The organism is Arthrobacter sp. BGA-UO-ETr-C19, from assembly GCF_059568005.1.
This window is the reverse complement of sequence record NZ_JCAQPC010000022.1, coordinates 263,346-273,191: the sequence shown is the minus strand read 5'-3', so window position 1 is coordinate 273,191 and position 9,846 is coordinate 263,346. Positions and strand designations below refer to the sequence as shown.

At 65.3% G+C, this 9,846-nt stretch carries 11 protein-coding genes and 1 tRNA gene; 10 read left to right on the top strand and 2 right to left on the bottom strand.

Translation table 11 applies throughout. The features are described 5' to 3' along the window. On the bottom strand, positions 1-259 hold a 259-nt coding region (locus AC57BR_RS16200; RefSeq protein ID WP_496362317.1), incomplete at its 3' end, for a pyruvate dehydrogenase E1 component-related protein. Positions 260-627: 368 nt separating this feature from the next. On the opposite strand from AC57BR_RS16200, the gene AC57BR_RS16195 reads away from it, so the two are divergent. From AC57BR_RS16195 to AC57BR_RS16165, 7 genes are all read left to right on the top strand, one after another. Next, the gene (locus AC57BR_RS16195; RefSeq protein ID WP_087873741.1) at positions 628-1,047 is read left to right on the top strand and encodes a DUF3052 domain-containing protein; all 420 of its coding nucleotides are present in this window, start codon (positions 628-630) and stop codon (positions 1,045-1,047) included. Then, positions 1,044-1,547, top strand: coding sequence for a peroxiredoxin (locus tag AC57BR_RS16190; protein ID WP_496362315.1), 504 nt, complete (start codon positions 1,044-1,046; stop codon positions 1,545-1,547). The genes AC57BR_RS16195 and AC57BR_RS16190 overlap by 4 nt, the downstream gene beginning before the upstream one ends. A 15-nt stretch (positions 1,548-1,562) precedes the next feature. After that, the gene (locus AC57BR_RS16185; protein ID WP_496362313.1) at positions 1,563-2,492 is read left to right on the top strand and encodes an NAD-dependent protein deacetylase; all 930 of its coding nucleotides are present in this window, start codon (positions 1,563-1,565) and stop codon (positions 2,490-2,492) included. Between the two features lie 81 nt (positions 2,493-2,573). Next, positions 2,574-2,646, top strand: a tRNA-Val gene (locus AC57BR_RS16180). 114 nt (positions 2,647-2,760) lie between these two features. Then, positions 2,761-3,081 (top strand): hypothetical protein, encoded by a 321-nt coding sequence (locus tag AC57BR_RS16175; RefSeq protein WP_496362311.1) that lies wholly within the window; start codon positions 2,761-2,763, stop codon positions 3,079-3,081. 343 nt (positions 3,082-3,424) lie between these two features. Then, a complete protein-coding gene (locus tag AC57BR_RS16170) occupies positions 3,425-4,222 on the top strand; it encodes an IclR family transcriptional regulator (RefSeq protein ID WP_496362309.1) in 798 nt (265 codons plus the stop codon). Between the two features lie 129 nt (positions 4,223-4,351). Further along, positions 4,352-5,701 carry an MFS transporter gene (locus AC57BR_RS16165; protein ID WP_496362307.1) on the top strand — a complete coding sequence of 450 codons (1,350 nt, stop codon included), beginning with the start codon at positions 4,352-4,354 and terminating at the stop codon, positions 5,699-5,701. A gap of 208 nt (positions 5,702-5,909) precedes the next feature. Here AC57BR_RS16165 and AC57BR_RS16160 read toward each other — a convergent pair whose 3' ends face one another. Continuing rightward, on the bottom strand, positions 5,910-6,974 hold the full coding sequence (locus AC57BR_RS16160; RefSeq protein WP_496362305.1) for a D-2-hydroxyacid dehydrogenase: 1,065 nt from the start codon (positions 6,972-6,974) through the stop codon (positions 5,910-5,912). Between the two features lie 79 nt (positions 6,975-7,053). Between AC57BR_RS16160 and AC57BR_RS16155 the strand changes: the two genes are divergently transcribed. From AC57BR_RS16155 to AC57BR_RS16145, 3 genes are read left to right on the top strand one after another with little or no spacing between them, the layout of a single operon-like run. After that, complete coding sequence (locus AC57BR_RS16155) at positions 7,054-7,983, top strand: NAD(P)-dependent oxidoreductase (RefSeq protein ID WP_496362303.1); 930 nt, start codon at positions 7,054-7,056, stop codon at positions 7,981-7,983. Next, positions 7,980-8,750, top strand: a complete 771-nt coding sequence (locus AC57BR_RS16150) for an SDR family oxidoreductase (RefSeq protein ID WP_496362301.1) — start codon at positions 7,980-7,982, stop codon at positions 8,748-8,750. The genes AC57BR_RS16155 and AC57BR_RS16150 overlap by 4 nt, the downstream gene beginning before the upstream one ends. Continuing rightward, positions 8,750-9,844: an L-idonate 5-dehydrogenase gene (locus AC57BR_RS16145; protein ID WP_496362299.1), complete on the top strand. Its 1,095-nt coding sequence runs from the start codon at positions 8,750-8,752 to the stop codon at positions 9,842-9,844. Before AC57BR_RS16150 ends, AC57BR_RS16145 begins: the two co-directional genes overlap by 1 nt. Positions 9,845-9,846: the final 2 nt, after the last annotated feature.

Sequence of the window (9,846 nt, the reverse complement as noted above, 5' to 3'; positions counted from 1 at the left end):
CGTTCCCCGGGAACTGCGCTTCCTGGTCCACCGGGATCGTGTTCACATAATCCGTGGTGGTCACCATCGGAACCCCGACGCTCTGCGCGCCGGCACGCTGCAGGAGACTGCGCATGATGTACTGGGCACGCTCCGTGCCCTGTTCCCTGATCAGCGCATCCAGGGACTCAACCCACTCGGCGGTCTCTTCCGGATCACGATCAGGCAGCTGGTTAGTCAACCCGCTGAGGATATGGGAGGTATCTTCTCCTGCAGCCACGTCCAACCTCTCTTTGCGCGCATTCTCCGGCGCACTCAGGTCTGGCAGGGTAGCTGCCCGGCGTGAACGCGTCGTGTGCGTCATATCGGTTACAACAGCCCGGTCATGTGCGCCGGGCAGGGTTCTATCTCGTGTGTATGACTGCCTATTAGTTGGGGGCGGTCGCCCCTCTAGGCATAGTTGTCAACAGTCACTGTAGCTCCGACGGCCTGCCGATGCGTAGCCGCGCTTGAACCCCCTGCCCTATTTGACCGTCATACTTGTTGTGTGACGCACAATAAGCCGCACCGCGGCGCACGCAGCTTGAAGCACACGCCCAAAGGGTGTTGGCTTGGAGTAATCGATATCACTATGCACAGGAGGAACACGTGAGCGAGGCCGACGCCGCCACTTCGGTAAATGTGGCGGAAAAATTGGGTTTCAAAGACGGGGATCTGATTCAGGAGTTCGGTTACGACGACGACGTCGACTTCGACTTGCGTGATGACATAGAGGATCTGACGGGCTCAGAGCTTCTTGATGAGGATGATCACGACGTCGTGGACGCCGTGATCTTTTGGTGGCGGGACGGCGACGGCGACCTTGTGGACACGCTGGTCGACTCGCTCACGACGCTCACCGAGGGCGGTGTGGTGTGGGTGCTCACGCCGAAGTCCGGCCGTCCCGGATATGTTTCGCCTTCCGATATCCAGGACGCCGCACCCACTGCAGGGCTGCACTGCACCACGTCCGCGGGTGTTTCCAAGGACTGGAGCGCCACGCGCCTGGTGACCAGGAAGAACAAGTGACCGGTCACGCCGCCGTCGCGCCGGCGGACCTTGCCGGAGTGCCCGTGGTTGGGCAGCAGGCTCCCGATTTCACCCTGGCCAATCAGTTCGGTGAGCCCGTCCGGCTTGCCGACTTCCGGGGACGCAACGTGGTGGTTGTTTTCTACCCCTTCGCGTTCTCCGGCATCTGCACCGGTGAGCTGTGTGAGATCCGGGACAATTTGGCAGTCTTCGAACATGCCGGCGCCGAGGTGCTGGCGGTCTCGGTGGACAGCAAGTTTGCCCTCCGTGCGTATGCCGAGCAGGAAGGCTACGAATTCAGTCTGCTGGCCGACTTCTGGCCGCACGGCGCCGTCGCCGAACAATACGGCGTGTTCGACGAGGAAAGCGGCATGGCGCGGCGCGGGACCTTCATCATCGACGCCGGCGGAACGGTCCGCTACGTCGTTGTGAACCCGCGCGGCCAGGCCCGGGACCTTACCGAATACCGCCGCATCCTCGCAGAACTGGCCCAGGGTTAAGCGTCAGGCCAGCCCATGGACCAGCGGCGGACCGGCACCGGCCTGACAGGTTTCGCCAGTCTGCCTCCCGCCCCGCGGGCCGAGTCATCGGCCGGTGACCTCGAGGCGCTGGGCGGGATCCGCGACGTGCTCGCCGGGCTGCCGCTGGCGCTTCTCACCGGGGCAGGCCTCAGCACGGATTCCGGCATCCCGGACTACCGCGGGCCGGATTCACCCCCGCGCTCACCCATGACCTATCAGGAGTTTGTTGGCGATGCTGCCAACCGGCAGCGGTACTGGGCGCGCAACCACATTGGCTGGTCCCACCTGAGGCGGGCCAATCCCAATGCCGGCCATGCCGCCGTCGTTCTCCTCGAGCAGCGAGGGCTCCTGACCGGGCTGATCACCCAGAACGTGGACCGCCTCCATGAGGACGCCGGCAGTGTCAACGTGGTGGACCTGCACGGACGCTTCGACCAGGTGATTTGCCTGGAGTGCCACCGCACCTACTCGAGGCAGCTGCTCGCCGGGGTACTGGAGGAACTGAACCCGGACTTCCTGGAGCATGCCACCAAGTCCGGCCTTGTCGAGATGGCCCCTGACGCCGACGCAACGGTGGAGGACCTGCGCCTGATCCGGGGTTTTGTGGTCGCCCGCTGCCCCGCCTGCGGCGGCGTCCTCAAACCCGACTTTGTGTACTTTGGCGAAAACGTCCCCAAGGAACGCGTGGAGCGCGCCTACGCGATGGTGGATGAAGCCAAAGCCCTGCTTGTTGCCGGTTCCTCACTTAGCGTCATGAGCGGACTGCGGTTCGTCCGCCACGCAGCCAAGCAAGGCAAACCTGTTGTCATCATCAATCGTGGCCCGACGCGCGGCGACGACCTCGCCACGGTCAAGCTGGAAGCCGGAGTGAGCGAGTCGCTCGCCTGGCTGGCGGAAGAATTGCCGCCGCTCCCGGCGGCCTGACCCGATTAGCGTTTGACGGCACTCTTCGGGTAGAGTCTATGTTCGTTGGTTCGAGCGCTTCGGCGCGAAAAACCGTACTTTGGGTCTTTAGCTCAGCTGGTAGAGCGCCACGTTTACACCGTGGATGTCATCGGTTCGATCCCGGTAGGACCCACCTCCAAGCCCCGTTTGACCAAGTTCTTGAGCCTGGTCAGGCGGGGTTTTTGTGTATCCCCGGGCATCGCGCTGCCGGCGGAAAAATGTCTGTGCCCGGCCATAGCCTGCGGGCATGGAACACGTACTTGTGAGGACTGCTGCCGACGGGCAGCCGGGGGCTGTCATCCGCGGCGGGCAGGAATGGACGGTGGGCGCGGAACCGCTGCGCTGGTTTGAACGCGTCAGCTGGTGGGAGGCGGAGCGCCGGATGCCGCTGGGGCTTAGCCGCGTTGACGTCGAAGTGTGGCGGCTGCAGACCCGGCTGGGCAGAAATGCGGGATCGGCGCTGACCACCATGGAGATCGTCCGCGACGGACTTGGCGGCGGGTGGAGGCTGCGGAGCGCTGTGGCGGACAATACCGCCGCGGACGATGCCATCGCGGATGCGGCCTGAGCAAAGGCTGGAAAGCCGGAAAGGCCCGGAATACTAAAGGGCCTGGGAATTGGATAAGCCTTCCACCGCGACTATTGGGGGATGCCGCGGTGGAAGGCTTGAATTTGAATATACCGTGAACTTTCGGAAACACGAAACTATTAAGAGGGTGGCGGTCCGCGGGCTGGCAGCCCGCGTTTGCGGTCGCGTGCCGCTGCTCCCGGCGTGCCTTCAGCGGCAGCCACTCAGCCAGTATGATGGTAGGTGTTCAGTTGACTGGACGCTTTGGCATCGTCGCCGGCGTTTCGTGCGCGATGCAATCCGCCCACCCCCGCTGTCTGAGCGCGTATCGAAAAGGAGAATCATGGCCGATTCCCGCACCCCCAAAGGCAATGATGGACTGGGCAGCGCGTCCCCGGCGCCGGCTGTCACCCGGGCCGCCGCCGTGCTGGAGTCGCTTGCGGCGTCCGCCACTGGCCGGCTTACCCTTAGCGACCTTGCCCGGGACCTCGGAATTCCCAAATCGTCAACATCCAACCTGCTGCTGGCCCTCGAGGAGGCCAGGCTCATCAGCAGGCAGGGCGCCGAATACACGCTGGGGCGCAAGCTCGTTGAATTGGGCGCCGCCTACTTGAGCCGGCTCGACGAGGTCCAGGAGTTCTACCGTTTTTGCGAGCAGGCGCCCACGCTGTCAGGTGAAACGGTGCGCATTGCCATGCTGGATGGCACCAACGTCATTTACCTGGCCCGTTACGAGGGCCATCCGGCCGTCCGTCTGACGTCCAATATCGGCGACAAGATGCCGGTGTCGCTCTGTGCGGTGGGCAAGGCCCTGATTGCCAGGCTCCATGACCATGACATCGATGCGATGTTCGCTGACGATGCGGAGCTTCCCGTGCTGACGCCCAAATCACTGCGAACGGGAGCGGAACTGAAGGCCCAGTTGGAGCAGATCCGCGGGCAGGGCTACGCATTTGAAGATGAGGAATCCACCACGGGCGTGGTGTGTCTCGCCGTGACTGTACCCACCCGCGGAGCGCATGGCCCCAGTCTCGGCTTGTCGGTCACCGCGCTGAAGGCAACCTACTCGCAGGAGCAGGGTGCGCAGATGGTCAAGGAGCTGAAGGAGCTGGCCAGATCCCTTGGCAACCCCATGGGCTAGGCGGAAATTCCGGCGCTATTGGCGACTCGTTCATCATGTTGTACTCTGTTCAGCATAGTGACCGACGCAAGAGTGGTATCACTACTCACCAGGCCAACGGGGGCCTGGTGTGTCTTTGAGGGAGTGCTAGTGACAACTCGTACTGATTCACCGCTGGCTGATGCGGACGGCGCCGTCGTCGAACCGGAGCAGCTGCGAAGGGCAACACTTGCCAGCTCCGTAGGCTCCGCTCTGGAGTACTACGACTTCTACATCTACGGTCTGGCTTCGGCACTCATCTTCGGGCCGCTGTTCTTCAAGCCCCTCGGCGATGAGGGCGCGCTGATCGCATCATTCGCTACGTACGGAGTGGGCTTTGCCGCCCGCCCGTTCGGCGGCATTGTCTTCGGCTACATCGGAGACAGGTTCGGCCGGAAAATGGTGCTCATCCTGACCATTGGCCTGATGGGCACTGCCAGCTTTGCGATCGGCCTCCTGCCGACGTTCGAGCAGGCAGGAATGCTCGGCGCCGTGCTCCTGGTGGTCCTCCGAATTGTCCAGGGCCTCGGTGCAGGTGCAGAGCAGGCCGGCGCAACGACGCTGATCTCCGAAGTGGCCCCGCCCCGCCGTCGTGGGTTCTTTGCTTCGCTGCCTTTCGTGGGCATCCAGCTGGGCACCCTCCTGGGCGCCGGCACCTTCGCCCTCATCGCTACCGCCGACAAGGCCGTGCTCGAAGGCTGGCTCTGGCGTGTGCCGTTCCTGGCCAGTGTGGTCCTCATCGCGGTCGCCGTGTTCATCCGCCTGCGTCTCAAGGAGACGCCGGTGTTCCAGGAACTGGAGAAGCACAAGAACGTCGTCAAGAACCCGGTGGGCCAGCTCTGGAAGCACTCCAAGAAGAACGTCCTCGTGGGCATAGGCCTGCGCATGGGTGAGAACGGAAACTCCTCCATCTATTCGGCACTGCTGGTAGCGTTCCTGGCGGCCCCGGCCGGCGTTTTCCCGGGCGACAAGTTCATCGGTCCGGTGGGTCTCCTGATCGCCGCCGGTTTTGCCGCCGTCATGGTGGTCACCTTCGGTGCGCTGTCCGACCGCTTTGGCCGCGTGCCGGTCTACCGTTACGGCGCCCTGTTCCAGGCTGTCATCGCCTTCCCGGCGTTCTACCTCGTGACCCTGGGCAATGTGACCCTGGTGTGGGTCGTCATGGTGGTTGGCATCGCGCTCGGTGTGCAGTCCATGCTGGGACCGCAGTGCCCGCTGCTGCCTGAACTGTTTGGATCGCAGTACCGGTTCACGGGTGTCGCCATGGCCCGCGAACTCTCCGCCGTGCTGGCCGGCGGCCTGGTTCCCCTGGTGGGAGCGGCACTGCTCGCGGCCACCGGCTACTCCTGGCTGGTCCTGGCGCTCTACTCGCTGGTCCTTGCCCTGATCTCCTTCGTAAGCACCTTCTTCACGCCGGAAACCAAGGGCCGTGACCTGGTTGCAATCGAGGACGCCCACTAGGCGGCACACAGCCAGAAAAAATAGCGCGAACGTACACTTGCGGCCCATCCCCACACGGGGTGGGCCGCAAGTGTACGTTCGCGCCTGGCGTTGGGGCCGCAAGTGTACGTTCGCGCCTGCGGGTTGGGCGCAAAGGGAGAGCCGGGCAACCGTGTGGCTGCCCGGCTCTCCGGTGCTTTCCCTGCGGGAATGTCCTGCGGCAGGCGGTTTAGTAGAAGTGGACAGTGTCCACGAGGTGGGGGAGTTCGCCGCCGTCCAGGAACGTCCTGAGGTTGCTGCAGAAGCGCTCTGCGATCAGGCGGTTCTCGGCCGCGCTCAGGGCCGAGGTGTGCGGAGACACCATGAGGCGCGGGTGGCTCCAGAGCGGGCTGTCCTGGGGCAGCGGCTCGACGGCGAAAACGTCCAGGCAGGCGTAGGCCACCTGTCCGTTGTCCAGCGCCTCGAGCAGCGCGTCTTCGTCCACGACAGTTCCGCGGCCAACGTTCACGAATACCGTGCCCGGCTTCATGGCCGCGAAGACCTCGCGGTTGAAAAGCTTCTCTGTGTAGGGAGTGCCCGGGAGGGTGTTCACCACGGCGTCCGCCGAGGCGAGCAGCCCGCCCAGCCCGTTGTTGTCCGCCACTTCCTCGATGCCCTCGATAGCCTCCACGGAACGCTTTGTGCCGCTGACCTTCATGCCGAGTGCGCGGGCGATGCGGGCGGTTTCCAGCCCGATCTCCCCAAGTCCCGTGACCACCAGCGAGGAGCCGTTGACCAGCTTGGTGGGTATCCGAAGCTCCGGCCACACCTTGGCGGCCTGGTCCTGGGCGAGCTCCGCGGTCCGCTTGAAACCGTTGAGAATGCCCATAGCCGCAAACTCCGCAAGGGGCAGGGCGTGTACCCCTGCGGACGTGGTCACCTTGAACTTGTTCAGGGTTTCGGCATCGAGCCCGGAGGCCTTGACTGCACCACCGGCGCCGGCCGCCATGGCGTGGATCCATTGCAGGCGCGGGTTTTCCTTCGCGATCCGCGCCAGGCCTGCGGGGCTTTCGTTCGGAAAACCGTAAAGCACGTCGGCCTTGCCCAGCATCTCCCAGTAGCGCTCCTCCTGCTGAGGCGTGCGCTTGAAGCCGGGAGCGCCGGTGTGATCAGCCGGGAACCGCTCGGGCGGCAGCAGGTCGGGCTCGTACAGAACGGTCACGGAGGGGTCTACGGCGCGGATGCGTTCCACAAACTCTGCTTCGAGCGGGACGGCGATCGCGACGGTCGTTTCAGTCGTCATGCTGTTCATCATACTGAATGCAGGCTAGAATACTGAACAGATTTCCAGGGATGGCCAACATTGACCACAACGAAGTGAGGTTCCCCTCCAGATGAATGTACAAAGAGCAGGCTTTGTGGGCCTGGGGCTGATGGGGGCGCCGATGGCGGCCAATCTGGTCCGGAAGGGGTGGGCGGTAAAGGCGTGGAACAGGTCGCCTGCCGCGCTGGAGGAATTGCGCCGGCTCGGCGGATCCGCTGCAGAAACCGTGGAGCAACTCCGGGACGAGCCGGTGATCGTCTTCATGCTGCCGGACCTTGCCTACATTGAGGACGCGGCGTCCGGACTGCTCGCGAGCTGGCGGACGTCACCGCCGGCGGCCGGCACGGCGGTGGTGGTCATGAGCAGCGTTTCCCCCACCGCGGTCAAGGATTTTGGGCGCAGGGTTAAGGCGGCCAGTTCAGGCAATGCCGTGGTGCTGGACGCGCCGGTCAGCGGCGGGACGAAGGGTGCTATCGATGGCACCCTCGCCATAATGGCCGGCGCTGACCACGAGCCCGACTTCCGCGGGCTGTTTCCGCTTTTCGAGGCCATGGGCACGACGGTGAGGCTCCTGGGACCGCTCGGTGCCGGATCGCTGGCAAAGGCGTGCAACCAGCTGGTGGTCGGAACCACGACGGCGGCGCTCGCCGAAGCGGCCGAGCTCGCCGAGCGGTCGGGCGTCGATGTCGCGGCCCTCTATGAGGTCCTGTCCGGCGGCCTCGCCGGCAGCCGCGTCCTGGACCAGGTGGGCCCGCGGATTGCCCGGAAGGACTACACGCCCACTGGCCCGGCAAAATTCATGCACAAGGACCTGTCGTTCGTCGTGGAGTCCGCAGACGCCACCGGGTCCGCCGTTCCGATGGCACGGGCCGGCGTCGAACTCTATGCCGAACTGAAGCGCCAGGGCCTGGGGGACCAGGACCTGGCCGTCGTCCGGCAAACCATTTCCAACCTCAGCAGGACGGGCGCCGTGAGCGCCAAAGAAGGGATCCATTCATGACGTCGCTTTTTGATTTGACCGGGCGTGTTGCGTTGGTGACGGGTTCGAGCCGGGGGATTGGTCATGCGTTGGCGCGGGCGTTGGCTGATGCGGGTGCGACGGTGGTGCTGAACGGTGTGAATGCTGAGCGGCTGAAGGCTGTCGAGGCGGTGATGGCGGCCGAGTACGCGCCGGGGCGGGTGCATGGTGTGGCGTTTGATGTCACGGATGACGCTGCGGCCGCGGCGGGTGTGGCGTGGGTGGAGGAGCATGTGGGCCCGTTGGAGGTCCTGGTGAACAATGCCGGGATCCAGCACCGGGTGCCGATGCTGGATTTGGATGTGGCGGATTGGGAGCGGGTGATTTCCACGGATTTGACCAGCGCGTTCCTGGTGGGGCGGGCGGCGGCCCGGCACATGATCGGGCGGGGGCACGGGAAGATCATTAACATCTGTTCGGTGCAGACGGACCTGGCCCGGCCCACGATCGCGCCGTATGTCGCGGCGAAGGGCGGGCTGCGGAACCTGACCCGGGCGATGACCGCTGAGTGGGCGGGCGCGGGGCTGCAGATCAACGGGATCGCGCCGGGGTATATCCATACCGAGATGACGCAGAACCTGGTCGATGATGAGCAGTTCAACGCCTGGATCCTGGGCCGGACCCCGGCGGCCAGGTGGGGCACGGTGCAGGATTTGGCCGGGCCGGCGGTGTGGCTGGCCTCGTCCGGGTCTGATTTTGTGAACGGGCAGACGATCTTTATCGACGGCGGAATGACGGTGGTGGTCTGATGACACACACGGCAGCTTCAACAACAGCAGAGGGCACGCTCAAACTCCCGGTATCGGGCCCGGCGGTGGTCGCGCACGCGAAGGGGGACCTGCGGGTCGAGGACGTCCCGCTGACGGCTCCGGCGCCGGATGAGGCGGTGGTGGAGGTGCTGTACGGGGGGATTTGCGGGTCGGACCTGCATTACTGGCTGCACGGCGCGGCGGGCGAGTCGATCCTGAGGGCCCCGCTGGTCCTCGGGCACGAGATTTCCGGACGGGTGGTCCGGGCCGCGGGGGACGGGACCGGCCCGGTCGCGGGGACGCCGGTGGCGGTGCACCCGGCCACCCCGGGCCCCGGTGAGGGTCCTGACGCGCCGCGGTATCCGGCGGAGCGGCCGAACCTTTCCCCGGGCTGCACGTACCTGGGTTCGGCGGCGAGGTTCCCGCACACGGACGGGGCGTTCAGCCGGTACGTGAACCTGCCGGTGCGGATGCTCCGCGCCCTGCCCGAGACCCTGGATCTGCGGACCGCGGCGCTGATCGAGCCCGCGTCCGTGGCCTGGCACGCGGTGGCCCGGGCCGGGGACGTGGCCGGCAAAACGGCCCTGGTCATCGGGTCCGGCCCGATCGGGGCGTTGGCGGTCGCTGTCCTCAAACGCGCCGGCGCGGCCCGGATCGTCGCGGTGGACATGCACGCCAAACCGTTGGAGATCGCCGCGGCGGTCGGCGCGGACGAGGTCCTGAACGCCGCCGACACGGAGGCGATCAGCGCGGTCCAGGCCGACGTCGTGATCGAGTCCTCCGGGAACCACCACGGCCTGGCCTCCGCGGTCCAGGGCGCGGCCCGGGGCGGGACCGTGGTCATGGTCGGGCTGCTGCCCACCGGAGCCCAGCCGGTCCTGATCTCCCTGGCCATCACCCGGGAACTGGACCTCAAAGGCTCGTTCCGGTTCAACGACGAAATCGACGAAGTCATCACCGCCCTCGCCGACGGCACCCTGGACATCGGCCCGGTCATCACCCACGACTACCCCGTCACCGAGGCCCTCAAAGCCTTCGACATCGCCCGCAACTCCGCCCAATCCGGCAAAGTCCTCCTCAACTTCACCGGCTAGAC